The sequence below is a fragment of the Streptomyces sp. XY431 genome (genome assembly GCF_001279805.1).
Taxonomy (GTDB): domain Bacteria; phylum Actinomycetota; class Actinomycetes; order Streptomycetales; family Streptomycetaceae; genus Kitasatospora; species Kitasatospora purpeofusca.
The window spans coordinates 1-21973 of the sequence record NZ_LGDO01000117.1 but is presented as its reverse complement, the minus strand read 5'-3'; the positions used below and the strand labels follow the sequence as shown (position 1 = coordinate 21973).

Below are 21973 nucleotides of genomic sequence, written 5' to 3'. Positions count from 1 at the left end.
AACGCTCACAAGAGCGGCGTCAAGAGGCGTGGGAGCACCGTCGGACCCTCCGGGGCACCGAGTGCTGGTCCGGCCCCGGTTGTGCACCACCGGAGCGCGAAGGCCCTGGTGGCTCCGGCGTGAAGAATCGGCGAACCATGGGGAGATGTCCGGGTCGAGCGGTGACGTACCCCCTTCCTCGCGGCAGGGCGCCCCCGCGGCCCCGCGGCCCCGCGTCCCCGCGGCCCCGTCGCGGTGCCGGTGGTCCGGGTCCTCGCCGCCGTGGAAGGGACGGGAGGGAGAACTCGGCGGAACCGGCACCCGCCGCCGGCCCGAAGTGCTGGTATCAAGAGAAACCGCTGGTTGGAACCGAGGGTGACGGATTGGCCTGGACCTGGTCGCGTACTGTGGTCCCAGCCGAGGATGGGGACTGCGCGTGGGAACCGAGAGCACTGGGGCGGAGCATCGCCAGCCCGTGATGGCGGACGTGGCGAAGCTGGCGGGGGTGTCCCACCAGACGGTCTCCCGGGTGCTCAACGGAGCCCCGCACGTCCGGCCCGACACCCGGGACCGGGTGCTGGCGGCCATACGGGAGCTGGACTACCGGCCCAACTCCGCCGCCCGCGCGCTGGTCACCCGGCGCTCGCAGACCCTCGGGGTGGTGAGCTTCGACTCCACCCTGTACGGCCCCGCGTCGATGCTGGACGGCATCGAGCGGGCCGCGCGCAGCGCCGGGTACTTCGTCAGCGTGACGAGCCTGCGCTCCCTGGACGGCCGTTCGGTCCAGGAGGCCGTCGACAGGCTGCGCGACCAGGGGGTGGAAGGCGTCGTTGTGATCGCGCCGCAGATCTCCGCCGTCAGCGCGGTCGCCAGGCTCTCCAGCTCCGTGCCGCTGGTCGCGGTCGGTTCGGGCAACCAGACCCAGGTGCCGATGGTGTCGGTGGGCAACCGCGCGGGCGCCGAGGCGGCCACCGGGTACCTGCTCGACCTGGGGCACCGGACCGTGCACCACCTGGCGGGACCGGCCAACTGGCTGGAGAGCCAGGACCGTGAGGACGGCTGGCGCCGAACGCTGGAGTCGGCCGGCGCGTCGGTGCCGGTGGTGGAGCGCGGTGACTGGAGTGCCCGCTCGGGCTACCAGGCGGGGCTGCGGATGGCCGAACTGCGTGACGTCACGGCGGTCTTCTGTGCCAACGACCACATGGCCCTCGGGGTGCTGCGCGCCCTGCACGAGCTCGGCCGGTCGGTGCCGGGGGACATCAGTGTGGTCGGCTTCGACGACATCCCGGAGGCCGCCTACTTCATCCCGCCGCTGACCACGGTGCGGCAGGATTTCGGCGAACTCGGGCGCAGAGCCCTGGAACTGCTCGTCGAGGAGCTGGCGGGCGTGGCGCACGCCAGTGCCCATGTGCGGATCTCCCCGGAGATGGTGCTGCGGCGCAGCGCGGGACCGGCCGTCCGCCGTTGAGCCGGTAGTCGCTCCGCGGGATCCCCGGGGTCCGGTCCGGGTTCCGCCCGGTCCGGACCCCGCGCAGTTGTCTTGACATGGTGATTGTGAGCGCTAACAATCAATGTGAGCGTTAACAAGAACGCCCTTTCCGCTCCGTCGGCCGGGCCACCGAATCCCGCTTCCGTGTGCCCGGCCGACGGCTTCGCGTTCCGCCATTCTTGAGGGAGAAGCAGCGGAGCGAAGTCTGTCGCCGGTGCGCTCCGCCCTGCCCCGGCCGAGGACCGCACCGGCGACAGCGAGAACGCGGGCCTCCCGTACGAAGGATGAGCAAGTGACAGTGACCCCTGCCGCCCACGACACCGACCGGTACGTCATCGGCGTCGACTTCGGCACCCTCTCCGGCCGCGCCGTGGTGGTCCGGGTCCGGGACGGCGAGGAGCTGGGCACCGCCGTCCACGACTACCCGCACGCCGTGATCGAGCGCGAGCTCCCCGGCACCGGCCGGCCGCTCCCGCCGGACTGGGCGCTCCAGCACCCGGCGGACTGGCGCGAGGTGCTGAGCGTGGCCGTCCCGGCCGCGCTCGCCGCCGCCGGCGTCGATCCCGCCCGGGTCATCGGCATCGCCACCGACTTCACCGCCTGCACCGTCCTGCCGGTGCGCGCCGACGGCACCCCGCTGGCCGAGACGACCGCCTGGTCGTCCCGGCCGCACGCCTGGCCCAAGCTGTGGAAGCACCACGCGGCGCAGCCCCAGGCGGACCGGATCAACGCCCTGGCCCACGCCCGCGGCGAGAAGTGGATCGCGCGCTACGGCGGGCGGATCTCCGCCGAGTGGCAGTACGCCAAGGCGCTCCAGGTCCTGGAGGAGGACCCGGCTGTCTACGCGGCCTGCGAGCGCTGGATCGAGGCCGCCGACTGGATCGTCTGGCAGCTCACCGGCGCCGAGTCCCGCAACGCCTGCACCGCCGGCTACAAGGGCATCCACCAGGACGGCGCCTACCCGACCGAGGGCTACCTCGCGGCGCTCCACCCGGAGTTCGCCGACTTCGCCCGCACCCGCCTGGAGCACCCGCTCGCCCCGCTCGGCTCCCGGGTCGGCTCACTGACCGCCGAGGCCGCCGCCCGGACCGGCCTGCCGGAGGGCATCGCGGTGGCCGCCGGCAACGTCGACGCGCACGTCGCCGCACCGGCCGCCCGGGCCGTCGACAACGGCCGGCTCCTCGCCATCATGGGCACCTCCACCTGCCACGTGGTCAACGGCGCTGTGCTCGCCGAGGTCCCCGGCATCTGCGGCGTCGTCGACGGCGGCATCGTCGACGGCGCGTACGGCTACGAGGCCGGCCAGAGCGCCGTCGGCGACATCTTCGCCTGGTGGCTGCGCCAGGGCGTCCCCGCCGACTACCTGGCCGAGGCCGAGGCGAACGGCGAGGACCTGCACGGGCTGCTCACCCGCAAGGCCGCCGCCCAACCCGTCGGCGCCCACGGCCTGGTGGCGCTCGACTGGATGAACGGCAACCGCTCCACCCTGGTCGACCACCACCTGTCCGGCGTCATCGCCGGCCTCACCCTCGCCACCCGCCCCGAGGAGATCTACCGGGCCCTGCTGGAGGCCACGGCCTTCGGCACCAGGGTCATCGTCGAGGCGCTGGAGCAGGGCGGCGTTCCCGTCACCGAGTTCATCGTCACCGGTGGGCTGAAGAAGAACGCCCTGCTGATGCAGATCCACGCCGACGTGCTGCGCCGACCGGTCTCGGTCGCCGAGTCCGAGCAGGGCCCGGCGCTGGGCTCGGCCATCCACGCCGCCGTCGCCGCCGGGGCCCACCCGGACGTCCGGACCGCGGCAGCCGCCATGGGCCGGGTGCACCGCGGTGCCTACCGGCCGGACCGGGCCGCCGCCGACACCTACGACCGGCTGTTCGCCGAGTACCGGGCCCTGCACGACCACTTCGGCCGCGGCGCCGACAAGCTCCTGCACCGTCTGCGCGACATCCGCAACGCCGCCCTCACCGCACCGAGCGAGGCATCGTGACAACGACCGTCGACCTGATCCGCCGGCAGGTCAGCGACCTCCACCAGGAACTCGTCCGCTACGACCTGGTGGTGTGGACGGCGGGCAACGTCTCCGCCCGCGTCCCCGGCGAGGACCTGCTCGTCATCAAGCCGAGCGGCGTCTCCTACGAGGAGCTGTCGCCCCAGAAGATGATCCTCTGCGACCTCGACGGGAACGTCGTCGAGGGCGACCACGCGCCCTCCTCCGACACCGCCGCGCACGCCTACGTCTACCGCCACCTGCCCGAGGTCGGGGGAGTGGTGCACACCCACTCCACCTATGCCTGTGCCTGGGCCGCGCGCGGTGAGGCCGTCCCCTGCGTCCTCACCGCGATGGCCGACGAGTTCGGCGCCGAGATCCCGGTCGGCCCGTTCGCGCTGATCGGCGACGACTCCATCGGCCGGGGCATCGTGGACACTCTCACGGGCCACCGCTCACCGGCCGTCCTGATGCAGAACCACGGTGTCTTCACCATCGGCAAGGACGCCCGGGCCGCCGTGAAGGCCGCCGTGATGTGCGAGGACGTGGCCCGCACCGTCCACCTCTCCCGTCAGCTCGGTGAGCCCCTGCCGATCGCGCAGGCGGACATCGACAGTCTCAACTTCCGCTACCAGAACGTCTACGGCCAGCCCCAGGCCCGGTGAGGAGCCACCCCATGAAGAAGCCACTGGAGGGCCGTCAGGTCTGGTTCCTGACCGGCAGCCAGGGTCTCTACGGAGAGGAGACGCTGCGCCAGGTGGCCGAGCAGTCCAGGCGGATCGCCGAAACCCTGGACCGCGACTGCGCCGTACCGGTCGAGATCGTCTGGAAGCCCGTCCTCACCGACGCGAGCGCCATCCGCCGGATCTGCCTGGACGCCAACGCCGCGGACGACTGCCTCGGGCTGATCGCCTGGATGCACACCTTCTCCCCGGCGAAGATGTGGATCGCCGGCCTGGACGCGCTGCGCAAGCCGTTGCTCCACCTGCACACCCAGGCCGACGTCGACCTGCCGTGGAGCTCCATCGACATGGACTTCATGAACCTGAACCAGGCGGCCCACGGCGACCGCGAGTTCGGCTACATCCAGTCGCGCCTCGGCATCGCCCGCAAGACCGTCGCCGGACACGCCGCCGACCCGTCCGTGGCCGCCCGGATCGGCACCTGGGCGCGCGCCGCCGCCGGCCGCGCCGAACTGAGCGACCTGAAGCTCGCCCGCTTCGGCGACAACATGCGCGACGTCGCCGTCACCGAGGGCGACAAGGTCGAGGCCCAGCTCCGCTTCGGGGTCTCCGTCAACACCTACGGCGTCAACGACCTGGTCGCCGCGGTGGACGCGGCGGACGAGGCGGACGTCACCGAGCTGGTCGAGGAGTACGAGGACAGCTACCGCCTCGCGCCCGCGCTGCGGACCGGAGCGGAGCGCCATGCGTCGCTGCGGTACGCGGCACGCATCGAGCTCGGCCTCCGAGGCTTCCTCGAACAGGGCGGCTTCAAGGCCTTCACCACCAACTTCGAGGACCTCGGCGGTCTGCGCCAGCTGCCCGGCCTCGCGGTGCAGCGGCTGATGGCCGACGGCTACGGATTCGGCGGCGAGGGCGACTGGAAGACCGCCGCCCTGCTGCGCACCCTCAAGGTCACCGCCGGCGGGCTTCCCGGCGGCACCTCCTTCATGGAGGACTACACCTACCACCTGGAGTTCGGCAGCGAGCTGATCCTCGGCGCGCACATGCTGGAGGTCTGCCCGAGCATCGCCGCCGGTACCCCCTCCTGCGAGATCCATCCGCTCGCCATCGGCGGGCGGGAGGACCCGGTCCGCCTGGTCTTCGACGCCGAGCCCGGTCCGGCCGTGGTGGTGGGCCTCGCGGACCTGGGCGACCGCTTCCGGCTGGTGGCCAACGAGATCGATGTCGTCCCCGCACCGGAGCCGCTGCCCAACCTGCCCGTCGCCCGCGCGGTCTGGACGCCGCGCCCGGACCTGCACACCTCCGCCGAGGCCTGGCTGACGGCCGGCGGGCCGCACCACACCGTGCTCTCCGGCGCGGTCGGCAGCGAGGAACTGGACGACCTCGCCGAGATGCTCGGGGTGGAGCTCCTGGTGATCGACGACGACACGACCATCCGCCGGTTCACCAAGGAGCTGCGCTGGAACCAGGCCTACCACCGCCTGGCCCAGAGGCTGTGACCCCGCGCGAGAGCGCCCGCTTCCGCCTGCGCCGCACCGGCGACCACCTGCGGGTGAGCACCGACAGCCCGCACCCGTGGCAGCTGCGGATCGGCGGCCCGGACGGCGCCCTGCACCTCAGCCCGGCCGGTACCCACGAGGCCGAGCTGCCCTGCCCGGCCTGAGCGGGAGCGGGAGCGGGAGCGAGCGGGCCGGGCCGTGCGATCCGCACGGCCCGGCCGTGGCACCGTCAGCGGGCGCCGAGGAGGTGTTCGAGGGCCAGCTGGTCGAGCTGCTCGAAGGCCATGCCGCGGCGGGCGGCGGCTTCGACGTCGAACTCCTCGAAGGCGGAGGGGTCCGCGAGCAGTCCGGTGAGCCCGTCCGACGCCGTGGGGAGGGCGAGCTCGGGCAGGCGGGAGGCGGCGAGCGCGGCCCGCACCTCGGGGTCGGCCCGGAAGGCGCGGGAACGCTCGGCCAGCAGCAGGTAGTTGCGCATGCAGCCGGCGGCGGAGGCCCAGACGCCGTCGGAGTCCTCGGTGCGCGGCGGCTTGAAGTCGAAGTGCTTCGGGCCGTCGTAGCCGGCCGACTCCAGGAGGTCGACCAGCCAGAAGGCCTGCCGGAGGTCTCCCGCGCCGAAGCGCAGGTCCTGGTCGTACTTGATGCCGGACTGGCCGTTGAGGTCGATGTGGAACAGCTTGCCGTGCCACAGGGCCTGGGCGATGCCGTGCGGGAAGTTGAGGCCGGCCATCTGCTCGTGGCCGACCTCCGGGTTGACGCCGACCCGCTCGGGGCGCTCCAGGGCGTTGATGAACGCCAGGGCGTGGCCGACCGTGGGCAGCAGGATGTCGCCGCGCGGCTCGTTGGGCTTGGGCTCGATCGCGAACCGCAGGTCGTAGCCCTGCTGTTCGACGTACTCGCCCAGCAGGTCGAAGGCCTCCTTCAGCCGGTCGAGCGCGGTGCGCACGTCCTTGGCCGCGCCGGACTCGGCGCCCTCGCGCCCGCCCCAGGCGACGTAGACCGAGGCACCGAGCTCGGCCGCCAGGTCGATGTTGCGGATCGTCTTGCGCAGCGCGTAGCGGCGTACGTCGCGGTCGTTGGCGGTGAAGGCGCCGTCCTTGAAGACCGGGTGGGTGAAGAGGTTGGTGGTCGCCATCGGGACCTTCAGCCCGGCGTCGTCCAGTGCGGCGCGGAAGCGCTTGACGGTCTGCTCGCGCGTGGCGTCGCCCGCGCCGAAGGGGATCAGGTCGTCGTCGTGGAAGGTGACGCCGTAGGCGCCGAGTTCGGCCAGTCGCCGCACGGTCCCGACCGGGTCGAGGGCGGGGCGGGTCGCGTCGCCGAAGGGGTCGCGCCCCTGCCAGCCGACGGTCCACAGGCCGAAGGTGAACTTGTGCGCGGGGGTGGGGGAGAGGGTGTCGCTGGACATGGAGCGGCTCCGGATCGGTGCGGAGGGGTGTTTGTCATGACTCTCAACAAATTAGTATGCCGGGACGTCAGAAGGAACCCCATCGGAGGAACGCATGGCTGAACAGCGCGTGGTGATCGGCGTCGACAGCTCGACCCAGGCCACCAAGGCCCTCGCCGTCGACATCGACTCGGGCACGGTCCTGGGCGAGGGCCGCGCCCCGCACACCGTCAGCGAGGGAGCCGGCCGGGAGAGCGACCCCGAGCAGTGGTGGCGGGCGTTCGAGGAGGCCGTCACGCGGACGGGCTGGGCCGAACGCGCGGCCGCCGTCTCGATCGGCGGCCAGCAGCACGGCCTGGTCACCCTGGACGAGGCCGGCGAGCCGGTCCGCCCGGCGCTGCTGTGGAACGACGTCCGGTCCGCCCCCCAGGCCGCCGAGCTGCGGGCCGGGATCGGTCCGGCGGAGATCGCCCGGCGCACCGGCAGCCTGCCGACCGCCGCCTTCACCGCCCCCAAGTGGGCCTGGCTGCGCGCCCACGAGCCCGCCGCGGCCGAACGCGTGGCCGCAGTCCGCCTCCCGCACGACTTCCTGACCGAGCGGCTGACCGGGGAGGCGGTGACCGACCGCGGTGATGCCTCGGGCACCGGCTGGTGGGGACCGGACGGCTACGACAAGGACGTCCTCGACCGCATCGGCCTCGACGAGGCCCTGCTGCCGCAGGTCCTCGCGCCGGGCGCGCGGGCGGGCACGGTCCGCCCGGGGACGGCACTGCGCGAGGGGGCACTGGTCGCCGCCGGAACCGGCGACAACATGGCCGCCGCCCTCGGCCTGGGCCTGCGGCCCGGGCAACCCGTGCTCAGCCTCGGCACCTCCGGGACGGTCTACGCCGTCGGCCGGATCCGGCCGGTCGACCCGAGCGGAACGGTCGCGGGCTTCGCCGACGCCCTCGGCGGCTGGCTGCCGCTCGCCTGCACGCTGAACTGCACCCTCGCCGTCGACCGCTTCGCCGCGCTCCTCGGACGCGGGCGCGAGGAGGTCGAGCACGGCGGCTCCGTGGTGGTGCTGCCCTACCTGGACGGCGAGCGCACCCCCGACCTCCCCGGTGCCTCCGGTCTGGTCCACGGGCTGCGCCACGACACCACTCCGGGGCAGCTGCTCCAGGCCGCCTACGACGGCGCCGCCCATGCCCTGCTCACCGCCCTGGACGACGTGCTGCGTGCCGGCGGCACGGACCGGGCGAGTGAGGAGCCGCTGCTGCTGATCGGCGGCGGCGCCCGGGGCCGGGCCTGGCAGCGGACCGTGCTGCGCCTCTCGGGCCGGGCGGTCCGGGTGCCCGAGGCGCGGGAGCTGGTCGCGCTGGGTGCCGCCGCCCAGGCCGCCGCGCTGCTCACCGGCGAGTCGGCCGACGCAGTCGCACGCCGCTGGCGGACGGCCGAGGGCCGGACGCTGGAGCCCGTGGCGAAGGACGGCGACGCGCTCGAACGGATCAGCGATACCCTGCGTCGGGCCGGAGCGTTGCAGGGCGCCCCGGCCGGGGACCGGTAGGAGGAGCGGCGCGTGACGGCGGTCGGCAGTGCGATCAGGAGCCAGGACAACGGGCCCGCTTCGCTGCAGGACATGCGTCGGCGCAACCTCGCGCTCGTCCTCGGTGCGGCCGCCGAGCACAGCCCGCTCTCCCGCGCGGACGTCGCCGGGCGTGTCGGGCTGACCAGGGCGGCCGTCTCCTCCCTGGTCGACGAGCTGATCGGCCGGGGTGCGCTGACCGAGGCGGCGGCCACCGCCAGCGGGCGGGTCGGCCGGCCCGGACGGGCGCTGACCGTCAGTGACCACGGCCCGGCGGGGCTCGGTCTGGAGATCGGCGTCACCCACCTCGGCGCCTGCGTGGCGGACCTGCGTGGCGAGCCGCGGGTGTGGCGCAGGGTGGACCAGGCCAACGCGGGCCGGCCCGCCGGGCAGGTGCTCGCGGAGGCCGCCGCGCTGGCCGCCGAGGCGCAGGCCGAGGCCGAGGCCCTCGGGCTGCGGGTCGAGGGCCGCGTGCTGGCCGTGCCCGGGGTGGTGCCGAACGGACCGGCCGGGCTGGTGGAGCGCGCGCCCAACCTCGGCTGGTGCGGCGTCCGGCTCGCCGACCACTGGCCCGACCCGGAGACCGTGCCCGAGCCGGAGAACGAGGCCGACCTCGGCGCGCTGGCCGAGCTCTGGAACGCCGAACCGGCCGAGACCTTCGTGCACGTCTCGGCCGAAGCCGGCATCGGGGCCGCCCTGGTGATCGAGGGGCGGCTGTTCCGGGGTGCCCGCGGCTTCGCCGGCGAACTCGGCCACATCCCCGTCCACCCGGACGGTCCCGAGTGCGTCTGCGGCGCCCGGGGCTGCCTGGAGCAGTACGCGGGCCAGGAGGCCGTGCTGCGCGCGGCCGGTCTCGTTCAGCCCGGCGCGGGCGGTCCCGCTCAGCCCGGCGCGGGCGACGCGGTCGCCCTGCTGGCCGAGCGGGCGGCGGCCGGGCACGCGCCCACGCTGGCGGCACTGGACCGCGCGGGGCGGGCCCTGGGTCTCGCCCTCACGTCGGCCGTGCAGCTCGTCGATCCGGACGGTCTGGTCCTCGGTGGCGCCTACGCCGAGCTCGCCGACTGGCTGCTCCCGTCCGTACGCGCCGAGTTGGCGGCCCGGGTCACCGTGCGGCCCTGGGACCCGGAGGCGCTGCGTCCGTCCGGCCTGGGGCGGCGCGGACCGCTGCTGGGCGCGGCGCTGACGACGGTCCGTCGGATCATGGCGGACCCGACCCTGCTGCCCGTCGGCTGACCCGGGACCGGGCTGCGACGCCGGGGCACCGCCCCCCGGACCCGAGGCGACGGGCGCGGGGGCCGGAGGCCGGGGCCCGCGTCAGTTGTGCTCGACCACGACCGTCGCGTGCCCGTCCCCGGTGGTGACCCGTACGGGCCGCCGCGGGTGCGGTGGAGCGCCTCCCGGGCGGCGCCGTCGACCCGCTCGGCGACGACACCTTCCTCGACCCGGCCCGCCGCGCCCTGGACCGCCGCCTGGAACACGGCGGAGGCGGCACCGGCTGGAGCCTCGCCTGGGTCGCCGCGCTCGCCGCCCGCCTGGGCGACGGCCCGCTCGCCGGACACGCCGTCGAGCGTCTGCTCGCCACCTCGATCGCGCCCAACCTGCTCGACCTGCACCCTCCGCGGCTCTTCCAGATCGACGGCAACTTCGGCATCACCGCCGCCATCGCCGAGACCCTGCTGCAGAGCCACAAGGGCATCCTGCGCCTGCTGCCCGCACTGCCGCCGTCCTGGCCGGACGGCGACCGTGGCCTGCTGCGCTGCGCCGCCGGGCTCCCGCGCCGACCGCACCGACGGGCCGCACCGACGGGCCGCACCGACAGGCCGCGCGAGACCCTTCGCGAAGCCGTCCGCCCGTGCACCGCCGGTCAGAAGATGGACCAGCCGGTGTGGGTGGTGAGGGCGTCGAGCGCGGTGATGCCCGCGATCGAGTTGCCGTGGCCGTCGAGAGCCGGCCCCCAGGTGCAGAGCGTTCCGCGCCCCGGGATGACGGCCAGGATGCCCCCGCCGATGCCGCTCTTGGCGGGCAGGCCGACGCGGTGGGCGAACTCGCCCGCGGCGTCGTAGGTACCGCCGATCAGCATGACGGCGTTGACGCGCTTCGCCTCGCTGCGGGTGAGCAGCCGGGTGCCGTCGGCCCGTAGGCCGTGCCGGGCAAGGAACCCCGCGGCCAGGGCGAGGTCCCGGCAGCTCATGCTGAGGGCGCACTGCCAGAAGTAGTGGTCGAGGACGTCCGGGACGGGGTTGTCGAGGCGGCCGTGGTCGGCCAGCAGGTGGGCGAGGGCCGCGTTGCGGTGTCCGTGGTGGCTCTCGCTCCAGGCGACCTGGGCGTCGAAGTCGATGCGGGGATTGCCGCTCTCGGTGCGGAGGAACTCGCGCAGGGTTCCCCGGGAGTCCCCGGTGAGGGTGAGCAGCCGGTCGGTGATCACCAGCGCGCCGGCGTTGACGAAGGGGTTGCGCGGGATCGCGTTCTCCCGCTCCAGCTGGGCGAGGGAGTTGAAGGGCGACCCGGAGGGCTCCTTCCCCACCCGGGTCCACAGCGAGTCGCCGTCGGCGGCCAGGACCAGGGCAAGGGTGAACACTTTGGAGATGGACTGGATGGAGAACGGGACCTGCCAGTCCCCGGTGCCGCGCGACGGTTTGCGGGTGGCGGTGTCCGCGATCGCGAGGCCGAACCGGCGGGGGTCGACGGCGGCGAGAGCCGGGATGTACTGGGCGACGGTTCCCTCGGCCAGGACGGGGCGGACCGCGCGGTTGATGTGTTCGAACAGGTTCTCGTAGTCCATGCCGGCCCCCCCTCCGCGGGCGGGACGCCGTTGTCCGGCCCGGCATCAGCATGCGCCGGGGTGAGCGCGAGCGGAAGAGCACGGCCAGGAGGGCGGCCGGGCCACGGAGGGGCGTGACCCGGCCCGCACGGCCGGTTGCCTCGCCGGCGGGTGTCAGCCGAGGGCCGGGTAGTCGGTGTAGCCGGTCTCGCCGCCGACGTACATCAGGTGTGCGTCCCGGATCGGGTTGAGCGGTGCGCCGGTCTGCAGCCGGGTGACCAGGTCGGGGTTGGCCAGGAAGGCGCGGCCGAGGGAGACGAGGTCGGCACCCGCGTCCAGCAGGCGCTCGGCGGCGGCCCGGCCGCCGTCGGCGGGCAGGGGACCGGGCCAGGGGAGGGCCGGGTTCGCGATCAGCGGGCCGGACCAGGCGTCGCGCAGGGTGCGGAAGAGCGGCTGGTCCGGGTCGGCGAAGACGACGTGCAGATAGGCCGGACGGAGGTCGTCGAGGGCGTGGAGGAGCGCCGGGTAGACCTCGTCGACATCGTCCTCCGTCATGGAGTTGGCGGTGACGCCGGGGGCGATCCGCACGCCGACCCGTTCGGCGCCGATCGCCTCGGCGACCGCGCGGACCACCTCGACGGTGAGCCGGATCCGGTTGGCGACCGACCCGCCGTAGCCGTCGGTGCGGTGGTTGGTGTGGCGGGAGAGGAACTGGTGGAGCAGGTACCCGTTCGCGGCGTGGACCTCGACGCCCGCGAAGCCGGCGGCCACCGCCCGGCGCGCGGCGGCGGCGAAGTCGGCCACGGTGTCCCGGATCTCCTGCTCGGCCATCTCGCGCGGCACGACGTTCTCGCGGTGGCCGGACGGGGTGACGATCGTGCCGGGCAGCGGCACCGGCGACGGGGCGACCGGGTGGTGCCCGCTGGTCTCGGGGTGGCCGACCCGGCCGCCGTGCTGCAGCTGGAGGAACATCTGCCCACCCGCCGCCCGGACGGCGTCGGTCACGCGGCGCCACCCGGCCACGTGCGACTGGTCGTGGATCGCCGGGATGTTGGGGTAGGTGGCGCCCACCGCATTGGGGGTGGTGGCCTCCGCGATGATCAGTCCGGCCGACGCGCGCTGGGCGTAGTACGTGGCCATGATCGGGTCCGGTACGCCGTCGGCGCCCGCGCGGTTGCGGGTCATCGGTGCCATCACCAGGCGGTTGGCCAGCGGCAGGGTGCCGAGGCGGGTGGGCCGGAACAGCGGGGAGTCCGTGCCGGTGGCCTCGGTGGCCTCGGTGGCCTGGGACGGGCGGGCTGCGGTGTCCGTGCTCATGAGGGTGCTCCTTCGTGCTCGGTTGGTGCTGCCGACCGGTTCCTCCTGCCGACTGATCGAACGATCCCTCGACCCGCTTCGGGTCCGCTGACGGTTCGCTGACGGTCGTCCGGAAGCAGGTCCGCGGCGGGGTCGGAAGCGGGTCGGCGGCAGGGGCGGAAGCGGTCCGGCGGCCGACCGGGCCGATCGGCTGATGATCAACTCTGTGTAGGGTGCTGCCATGAGGTTCGGGGTGCTCGGCCCGTTGGCCGTGTGGGACGACGACGGTGTGCCCGTCCGGGTGCCCGAGACCAAAGTGCGCGCCCTGCTGGCCGACCTGTTGCTGCACGAGGGGCGGCCGGTGCCGGCTGACCTCCTGGTCGACGACATCTGGGGCGAGGCCGTGCCCGCCAACCCGGCCAACGCGCTCCAGGCCAAGGTCTCCCAGCTGCGCCGGGCGATCGGCCGCGACCGGGTGACCCACCAGCCGGCCGGATACCGGCTCCGGCTCGACGGGGGCGCCGCCGAGGTCGACGCCGACGGCTTCCGGGAGCTGGCCGGGCAGGCCCGCGGCGAGACCGACGCACGCGCCCGGGCGGCGGTGCTCACCCGGGCGCTGGCCCTGTGGCGCGGAGAGCCGTACGCCGACTTCGCCGACGAGGAGTTCGTCCGCCCGGCCGCCCAGCGCCTGGCCGAGGAGCGGCTCGCCGTCGTCGAGGAGCTGGCGGAGGCCCGGCTGGACTTCGGCGATCCGCTGCTGTTCGGCGAGGTGGCCGAGCTGGTGGACCGTCATCCCTTGCGCGAGCGCCTGCGAGCCGTACAGATGCGGGCCCTGTACCGGGCCGGCCGGCAGAGCGAGGCGGTCGCCGCCTACGGCGAGCTGCGGGCGCTGCTGGCCGAGGAGCTGGGGCTCGACCCGACGCCCGAGGTGGCGGCGCTGTACGAGGCGATCCTGCGGCAGGACGCCGTCCTCCGGCCTGCCGCCGTGGCGGAGCTCCGGCCCGCTCCGGCCCGCCCGCCGGTCGACTCCCCGAACAGCGGGACTGGGACTGGGACTGGGGCCGGGACCGACAGTGCTGTCGGAGGGGAGGCGGACCAGTGGGCCTTCCACGGTGCGGACCTGCCCGCCCCGCGGACCGCACTGGTCGGGCGCGGCCCCGCGCTGGAGGCCCTCGCCCGACTCGTCCGCACCGAGCGACTGGTCACGCTGACCGGCCCCGGGGGAGTGGGCAAGACGCGGCTCGCGCTGGCCCTCGCGCACCGCCTCGCGGAAGGTCCGGAGGCCGGTGCACCGGACGGGGTCCGGTTCGTCGAACTCGCGGCCCTGCCCGCCGATGCCGCCGACCTCGCCCAGGCGGTGGCCGCTGCGCTCGGTCTCCGCCAGGTCGCCGGACCGGCCGCGCACCGGGCCGGCCCCGTCCCGGCCTTGGCCGCTGTCCTGCGTGGCCGCCGGGTCCTGCTCGTCCTGGACAACTGCGAGCACGTCGTCGAGCCGGCCGCGGACCTCGTGGCGAGCCTGCTGGACGGCGCGCCGGGGCTGACCGTCCTGGCCACCAGCCGGGAGTCGCTGCGGCTGCCCGGCGAGGCGGTGTTCCCGGTGACCCCGCTCGATCCGGCCGCCGCCGCCCAGCTGTTCGTCGAACGCGCCGCGGCGGCCGCGCCCGGGTTCGTCACGCCCGCGGGGAACAACGGGGACGACGGGAACGACGGGGACAGCGGGAACGCCGGGCCGCGGGACGAGCGGCCGGGCGGCGAGGGGCCGGGCGGCGAGGGGCCGGCGGAGGACGGGGACGGGACGCGGGCCGCCGTGGCCGAGATCTGCCACCGCCTGGACGGCATCCCGCTCGCCCTGGAACTCGCGGCCACCCGGGTGCGGGCCATGGGAGTGCGGGAGCTGGCGGCCCGCCTCGGCGACCGGTTCCGGATCCTCGGCTCCGGGCAGCGCGGGCTCCCGGCCCGGCAGCAGACCCTGCGCGCGGTGATCGACTGGAGCTGGGACCTCCTCACCCCGCCCGAGCGCACCGTCCTGCGGCGGCTGGCCGTTCCCGTCGGGGGATGCACCCTGCCATCGGCCGAGGCGGTGTGCACGGGGTCCGGCATCGACGGTGACGACGTCCTCGACCTGGTCGGCCGGTTGGTCGACCGCTCGCTCGTCGAGGCCGTGCACGCCGGCGACGGTCCGCGCTACGACCTGCTCGAATCCGTCGCCGCCTACGCCCGCGACCGGCTCCACGAGTCGGGCGAGTTCCCGGACACCGCGGCGCGCCACGCCGGGTACTTCCGGGAGCTGGCCGCACAGGCCGGAGCCGGGCTGCGCGGACCTGGGCAACGGCTCCAACTCGCGCGGCTGGACGCGGAGTCCGCCAACATCCGGGCCGCCCTCGACCACCTCGTGCGGGTCGGCGACCAGGACGGCGCCGCCCGGACGGCCGCCGCCCTGTGCCCCTGGTGGCTGCTGCGCGGCCGCCTCCACGAGGCCCGGCGCACGCTCGCCGCCGTCCTGGCGGCCCTCGACGGTCCCACGGCCACGCCCACGCTCACGGCCACGCCCGCGCCCACCGCTCCCGCCTCCGCCGCGGCCCTCGCCGAACTGCGCCTGCTGCACGACGCGTTCGCCATGCTCACCGGCCACCGGCCGCCCGAGCGGGACTGCCCCGAGGCGGAGATCGACGACCCGCTGCGGCGCGGCCGGGCACTCTGGCTGTTCGCCTACGGCCTGCACCACGCGGGTGACCCGGACGCGGCGGAAGCGGTCGGAACCCGTGCCCTGGACCACTGCGCCGCCGCCGGCGACCGCTGGGGCACCGCCGCTGCGCGCGCCCTGCTGGCCCGCACCGCGCTGGCCGCCGGGGACCTCGTGGCGGCCCGCCGCAACGGCCGCGCCGCCGCCGAGGAGTTCCATGAACTCGGCGACTCCTGGGGCGAGTTGCAGTCCGTGCCGCCGCTCGCCGCACTCGCCGAGATCGAGGGTGACTACGCCGCCGCCGAGGCCCGCCACGCCGCCGGGCTGCGCCTCGCGGAAGAGCTCGGCCTGGCTGTGGAAGCCTCCGCCTGCCTCGCCGGCCTGGGCCGCCTCGCACTTCTCACCGGCGACTGGGAACGGGCCCGACTGCTCCACGAACGGGCCCGCCGTGCGGCGGCCGAGCAGGGACACGTCTTCGGCGAGGTCTTCGCGATCATGGGACTCGCACTCGGCGCACGCCGCGCCGGCGACCTCGACGACGCGGAACGCCACCTCAGGGCGATGCGGGACGACTACCCGTCGTCGACCGCGGGACGGCACATGATCGAGGTGGAACTCGGTTTCGTCGCCGAACTGCGCGGCCTGCCCGCGGAGGCCGCGGCCCACCAGGCGCGCGGCCTGGCGCACGCCCGGCAGTTGGCCGAGCCGCGCGCCCTCGCCCTCTCCCTGGAGGGCACCGCCGGCGCGGCCGCGGCCGCCGGTGGCACCGAGGGGTTCACCCGGGCGGCGCTGCTCCTCGGTGCCGCCGACGTCGCCCGCCGCAGCGCCGGCGGCCCGCTTCCGTCCGGCGAGCGCGCGGACGTGGACCGGATCACCTCGGCGGTCCGCACAGCCCTCGGCGCGGCAGGCTTCGCCGCCGGCTTCGACGAGGGCACGTCCCTCTCCCTCCAGGCTGCCGTCCGGACCGCCACCGGGGCCTGAACGGTCCGCCGTCCCCCCGTCGGCCCGGCGAGGCGTCAGGCGCGGTCGGCGGCGGGTCGGTGGCAGGTCGGTGACGGGTCGGTGACGGGTCGGTGACGGGTCGTTCGGGTGGGAGGCCGCTTCTCCCACGGGGTGTCGTGCTCGCGGCATGTTCCTGACGATCACAACCCTGGACCCCGCCGGAGGCGGGCCAGTACGGTGGGCGCGCCGCTGGGAGCCCGCCCCTGAACGCGCCTTCGGGCTGTCCCTTCTCGGGCTGCTCGACCGTGCGCGCAGCAGCGACGGCGAGAGCTGACCAGCGCTCGAAGTCGGATTGCACCGGGACGCCCGACAGGGCCGGTTCCGGTGTCGTGGCAGGTTCGGAGGGGGATCGACAATGGCGTCGGCGGGCACGTTCGGGATCGGCCTGGTTCATCGGGCGTTCGAGGAGACGGCGAGACGGGCTCCGGACGACATCGCCGTGGTGGCGGGGGCGGTCCGGACCACCTACGGGGAACTCGACCGGCGGGCCGGTGCGGTGGCCCGCGAGCTGCGCCGGTCGGGGGTCCGGCGGGGTTCGCTGGTGGGCGTGTGCCTGGAGCGGGACGAGTGGTTGGTCCCCGCGCTGCTGGGAGTCTGGAAGGCCGGTGCGGCGTACGTGCCGCTGGATCCGGCGTACCCGGCGAGCCGGTTGGAGTTCATCGCCGCGGACGCCGGGATCTCCCGTCTGGTCTCCTCGGCGGCCGTCCTCCGGCGCTGCGGCGACGTCCTCCGGGCCACCGGCGTCGGCGTGCTGGACGTCGGGACGGTGGGTTCGGGCGGCGACGAGCAGGCCGACGGCGCGGACGGCGAGGGCGAGCCGACGGACGCCGCGTACGTGATGTACACCTCGGGCTCGACCGGTCGGCCCAAGGGGGTGGTGGTCGAGCACCGCAATGTGGCGGCCCTGCTGCAGTGGGAGTCGTCCGTGTACTCGGCCGACGAGCTCCGCGGGATGCTGGCCGCGACCTCGGTCTGCTTCGACCCGTCGGTGACGCAGCTGTTCCTCCCGCTGCTCTGCGGCGGGACGGTGATCCTGGCCGAGAACCTGCTCGCGCTGTCCGCCCTTCCCGCGCGGGACCGGGTCACGATGGTCTACGGGACGCCGTCCGCGCTGGCCGCGCTGGTACGTGAGCCGCTGCCGGCGGGCGTGCGCACCGTCCGCGCGGGCGGCGAACCGCTCACCCGGGCCCTGGCGGACCGGATCCACGCCAACGCCGGTGTACGACGGGTCGTCCAGAGCTACGGCCCGACCGAGTGCACCGTGAGCTGCGTGACGCACGAGGTGCCCGCGGCCGGACGGGCGGAGCCGCCGATCGGGTCGCCCTACGCGCGGAGCGGACTCTCGGTGCGCGACGACGCCGGAAACCCGCTGGGAGACGGCGAGACCGGGGAACTCTGGGTGTCCGGTCCGCTGGTCGGCAGGGGCTATCTGGCCAGGCCGGAGCTGACGGCCGAACGGTTCGTCACGGACGCCGCCGGAGTCCGGCACTACCGGACCGGTGACCTGGTGCGGCGGGTCGACGGGCTGCACCACTTCGCCGGGCGGATCGACGACCAGGTGAAGGTCCGCGGCTTCCGGATCGAGCTGGGCGAGGTCGAGGCGACGCTCGCGGGGCATCCGGCCGTCCAGCACGCCGTGGCCCTGGCACCGGCCGACGAGGACGGCACCCGGCTCCTCCTGGCCTACGCGGAGTCGGCCGACCGGACGCTCACCGAGGCGGGGCTCCGGTCCTGGCTGCGGGACAGGCTGCCGGACCACCTGGTCCCCTCCCGGATCGCCGTCCTCGACCGGCTGCCCGTCGGACCGACCGGCAAGACCGATCGCGCCGCGCTGGCCGCGCTGGCGTTCGGCCGCGCCGTCGACACCGAGTACGCCGCCCCGCGCACCGGCACCGAGCAGCGGATCGCGGAGACCGTCGCCGGTGTCCTCGGCCTGGGTGCGGCGGAGGTCGGCATCCACGACGATTTCGGGGCGCTCGGCGGGCACTCGCTGGCGGCCGCCCGCGTCTGCGCCGTCCTGGGCCGCGAGTTCGGCACGGCCGTCTCGCTGACGGACTTCCTCGCCGCGCCCACCGTCGCCGGACTCGCCTCACTGTTGCGGGCCGGGTCGGCCGACCGCCCGGGCAGCGCACCGGAACCCGCGCTGGTCCGTCACACCGGGCGGGACAGCTACCCGCTGACGGCCGCGCAGCAGGGGATGTGGCTGCTGCGGCAGATCGGCTCCGGCGAGCGCGCCACCACCATCGCCTTCCGGCTGCGCCTGCGCGGACTGCCGGGCACGGCGCGGCTGCGGGCCGCGTTGGACGCGGTGGTCGAGCGGCACGAGGTGCTGCGCAGCGTCGTGCTGGCGGGTGGTGCGGTAACTGGTGGCGTGGTGCCCGGTGCCGTGGTGGATGCCTCCGGTCGGGCGGTCGACGAGGAACCGGTCGCCTCGGTCCGCCCGCCCGCCCCGGTGCCGTTCGAGGAGCACGATCTCCGGGGAGTGTCCGGGGCGGAGCAGGTGAAGCAGGCGGCCGAGCTGACGCGCGCGGCCGCGAGCCACGCGTTCGACCTCGCCACCGAGACACCGCTCCTGCGGGCCGCGCTGCTCCGGCTCGACGAGGACGAGGCCGAACTGGTCGTCGTGACCGACCATGTGGCGTTCGACGGCTGGTCGATCGGTGTGCTGATGTCCGAGCTGGTCGACAGCCTGGCGGGGAGGGCGGACGACCGGTCCGGCAACGGTGCGGGCCTCGCGCCGCCGCCCGTCCAGGTCGGCGACATCGCGCTGCACGAGCGCGCGCTCGCCGCCGGGCCCGACCGGGTCGAGGAGCTGCGGGCCTTCTGGGCCCGGGAGCTGGCGGACGCCGTCCCGCCGCACGACCTCCTCCCCGCTGAGTCTGCGGGCCCCGGTCGCCCGGGCGGCGAACGGCTGGCCCGTCCCCTCGGCGCCGGGACGGCGGCCCTGCTGCGCGAGCTCGCCGCCGACTGCGGATCCACTCCGTTCGCGACCTTCCTGACCGCGCTCGGCGTGCTGGTCGCCGGTCTCACCGGCCGGTCCGACGTCGTCCTCGGCGCAGCGGTGGCGCACCGGGCGCACCCCGAGCTGGAGGCGGTGGTCGGGCCACTGGTCGGGATCAGCCCGATCAGGCTGAGGCTGGCGGAGGGGGAGTCCTTCCGGAGCGCCGTCGGCCGCGCGGCTGCCACCACCGCCCGGGTCATGGACCACCCGGGGTTCACCGTGCAGGACGCCTTCGAGGCGGCCGGCATCGAGCACCCCCGGGGCACGATGGGCACGCCGGTCGTGCTCTCGCTCCAGCCGGCCGGCCTTCCGGTGGCGGTGGAGCACGAGGGCGTCCGGCTGGAACTGCTCGGTGAGGCGACCGGCGGCGGGACGCAGGCACCGCTGACCGTGTTCGTCAACGAGACGGTGCAGGGGCCCGAGCTCCGGATCGCCTACGACGCGGACCGGTTCGGCCCGGCCGATGCCGAGGCGTTCGCCGACCGGCTGCTGCGGATCCTGTGCGCCGCGGCGGCCGATCCGGACCTTCCGCTGTCGGCCCTGGAGTTGGTGAGCGCGGCGGAGCGGGCCGAGCTGCTCGCCGCCGGCACCGGGGTGCCGCTGCCGACCGACGGTCCGCCGACCGTGGTGGCGGCCGTGCTCGAACAGGCCGCCCGGCGGCCGACGGCGGTGGCCACCTCCGACTCGGCGGGCGAAGTCGGTTACGCGGAACTGGCCGAACGGTCCCGGCGCGTGGCCGAGGCCCTGCTCGCGGCGGCGCCGTTCGAGTCCGAGGTGGGGCCGGCGGCCGGACCCGAGGCAGAACCGGCGACGTCGTTCACCGTCGGGGTCTGCCTTCCCCGCGACCGCTACCTGCCCGCGGCCCTGCTCGGCGTCCTGCGAGCCGGTGCGGCCTACGTCCCCCTGGAGCCGGACCAGCCCGTGGAACGGCTGCGCGCCCAACTCGCCGACTCCGGCGCGACCGTCGTCATCGCCGCCGGGGAGACCCTCGCGCTCGCCGGTGAACTGGCCGGGACGATCGGTGCCGGCGTCCTCGATCTGGGCGGCCCGGGCAGCCCCGGGCCCGTGTGGGTGCACTTTGCAAAGTGCGCAGCGCACTTTGCAAAGTGTTCGGGGACTTTGCAAAGTCCACCCGCGGGGCCGGTGACGCTGCCCGAGACGGCGCCCGAGGGGCTGGCCTATGTGCTGTACACCTCCGGTTCGACCGGCCTGCCCAAGGGCGTGGAGGTCACCCACGCGAACCTGGCGGCCTTCGTGGCCGCGATGCGGATCACGCCGGGCGTCCGGCCCGACGATGTGATGCTCGGGCTCACCTCACCGGCCTTCGACGTGTTCGGGTTCGAACTCTGGGTCGGCCTGGCCTGCGGGCTCCGGCTGGCGATGCTGGACCGGGAGGCCGCGGTGGACGGGTATGCCGTCGCGCGGTTCATCGACCGGGCCGGGGTGACGCTGATGACCGCCACACCGACGACGCTTCGGATGCTGGTCGCCGCCCAGTGGTCCGGGCCGGGGGTGCGCGTCGTCAGCATCGGCGAGCCGATGGACCCCGGGCTGGCGGGCGAACTCCTGGCACGGACGGGCGAGTTGTGGAACGCCTACGGGCCCACCGAGAGCACGGTCTACTCGACCCTGGCACAGGTGGGGACTCCCGTCGGCGAGGCGGTGCCGATCGGCCGCCCGCTGGCCGGTGAGACGGCCTATGTGCTGGACGCCATGGGCCGGTTGGTGCCACCGGGAGTGACCGGCGAGCTGTGGATCGGCGGTGCGGGCGTCGCCAGGGGCTACCGCAACCGGCCCGACGCGACCGCGACGGCGTTCGCCGCGGACCCGTTCGCACCCGGCGGGAGGCGCTACCGAACCGGCGACCTGGCCCGCTGGCGGCCCTGGGGGTCCCCCCGGCCGGAGGCTGGGGGAGGGTCCCCCCGGCCGGAGACCGGGGGAGCCACCCTCGAATTCCGGGGCCGCCGCGACCAGCAGGTGAAGCTGCGCGGCCACCGGGTCGAACTCGGCGAGATCGAGACCGCCCTGCGCACCGAACCGGCGGTGCTGGACGCGGCCGTCGTGCTCCTCGGCGCCGGGGCGGACGCCCACCTGGTCGGCTACCTCGCGCTGGGCCCCTCGGCGGCGACCGCCTTCAGCACGCTCGCGGTCGAGGAGCGCCTGCGCGCCCGCGTCCCGGACCACATGGTGCCCCGGCGGTGGGTCGTGCTCGACGCCCTGCCCCTGACGGCCTCGGGCAAGGTGAACCGGGGTGCCCTCCCCGCGCCCGGGCTCGAATCAGGTCGCGAATCCGGCCGTGAACCCGGTCGCGACCGGATCGCCCCGCGCACCGATGCCGAGCTGCTGGCGGCCGAGGTGTGGGAGGCCGTGCTCGGTGTCGCCGAAGTCGGCGCCCACGACGACTTCTTCGCGCTCGGCGGGCACTCGCTGGCGGCCACCCGGGTCGCGGGCCGGCTGATGGCGGCGCTGGACCTCGCCGTGCCGGTGCGGCTGCTGTTCGAGCACCCGGTCCTGGCCGACTTCGCCGCCGGTCTGGAGGCGCTGCTGCTGGCCGACCTCGTCGCATCGCCCGACCTCGTCGCATCGCCCGGTCCCGTCGACTCGCCCGCATCGCCCGACCTCGCCACCCCCGCCTCCCACCC

12 protein-coding genes and 1 pseudogene are annotated in these 21973 nt (G+C 75.0%); 10 read left to right on the top strand and 3 right to left on the bottom strand.

Annotated features, from left to right (window positions below):
- The first annotated feature begins 415 nt into the window (after positions 1–415).
- From ADK60_RS15220 to ADK60_RS44815, 5 genes are all read left to right on the top strand, one after another.
- Positions 416–1447, top strand: a complete 1032-nt coding sequence (locus tag ADK60_RS15220; RefSeq protein WP_234371093.1) for a LacI family DNA-binding transcriptional regulator — start codon at positions 416–418, stop codon at positions 1445–1447.
- Positions 1448–1760: 313 nt separating this feature from the next.
- Positions 1761–3458 (top strand): ribulokinase, encoded by a 1698-nt coding sequence (locus ADK60_RS15215; protein ID WP_053646442.1) that lies wholly within the window; start codon positions 1761–1763, stop codon positions 3456–3458.
- Positions 3455–4123 (top strand): L-ribulose-5-phosphate 4-epimerase, encoded by a 669-nt coding sequence (locus tag ADK60_RS15210; protein ID WP_045942467.1) that lies wholly within the window; start codon positions 3455–3457, stop codon positions 4121–4123. The genes ADK60_RS15215 and ADK60_RS15210 overlap by 4 nt, the downstream gene beginning before the upstream one ends.
- An 11-nt stretch (positions 4124–4134) precedes the next feature.
- Positions 4135–5643, top strand: a complete 1509-nt coding sequence (araA, locus tag ADK60_RS15205) for an L-arabinose isomerase (protein ID WP_053646440.1) — start codon at positions 4135–4137, stop codon at positions 5641–5643.
- On the top strand, positions 5640–5807 hold the full coding sequence (locus ADK60_RS44815) for a hypothetical protein (protein ID WP_159400448.1): 168 nt from the start codon (positions 5640–5642) through the stop codon (positions 5805–5807). The genes araA and ADK60_RS44815 overlap by 4 nt, the downstream gene beginning before the upstream one ends.
- A 65-nt stretch (positions 5808–5872) precedes the next feature.
- Here the strand turns inward: ADK60_RS44815 and xylA are convergent, their stop codons facing one another.
- A complete protein-coding gene (xylA, locus tag ADK60_RS15200) occupies positions 5873–7045 on the bottom strand; it encodes a xylose isomerase (RefSeq protein ID WP_053646438.1) in 1173 nt (390 codons plus the stop codon).
- 94 nt (positions 7046–7139) lie between these two features.
- Between xylA and xylB the strand changes: the two genes are divergently transcribed.
- From xylB to ADK60_RS48405, 3 genes and pseudogenes are all read left to right on the top strand, one after another.
- Positions 7140–8570, top strand: a complete 1431-nt coding sequence (xylB, locus tag ADK60_RS15195) for a xylulokinase (protein WP_053646436.1) — start codon at positions 7140–7142, stop codon at positions 8568–8570.
- 72 nt (positions 8571–8642) lie between these two features.
- The gene (locus tag ADK60_RS15190; RefSeq protein WP_053646540.1) at positions 8643–9821 is read left to right on the top strand and encodes an ROK family transcriptional regulator; all 1179 of its coding nucleotides are present in this window, start codon (positions 8643–8645) and stop codon (positions 9819–9821) included.
- A gap of 152 nt (positions 9822–9973) precedes the next feature.
- A pseudogene (locus tag ADK60_RS48405) lies at positions 9974–10252 on the top strand (glycosyl hydrolase family 95 catalytic domain-containing protein); the annotation flags it as partial.
- Positions 10253–10452: 200 nt separating this feature from the next.
- Here ADK60_RS48405 and ADK60_RS15185 read toward each other — a convergent pair.
- Positions 10453–11370, bottom strand: a complete 918-nt coding sequence (locus ADK60_RS15185) for a glutaminase (protein ID WP_045942463.1) — start codon at positions 11368–11370, stop codon at positions 10453–10455.
- A gap of 153 nt (positions 11371–11523) precedes the next feature.
- A complete protein-coding gene (locus ADK60_RS15180) occupies positions 11524–12666 on the bottom strand; it encodes an alkene reductase (RefSeq protein WP_079008380.1) in 1143 nt (380 codons plus the stop codon).
- Between the two features lie 220 nt (positions 12667–12886).
- Between ADK60_RS15180 and ADK60_RS15175 the strand changes: the two genes are divergently transcribed.
- Complete coding sequence (locus ADK60_RS15175; RefSeq protein ID WP_053646433.1) at positions 12887–16309, top strand: AfsR/SARP family transcriptional regulator; 3423 nt, start codon at positions 12887–12889, stop codon at positions 16307–16309.
- Positions 16310–16685: 376 nt separating this feature from the next.
- The coding region (locus ADK60_RS15170; RefSeq protein WP_053646432.1) for a non-ribosomal peptide synthetase at positions 16686–21973 on the top strand (5288 nt) is incomplete at its 3' end.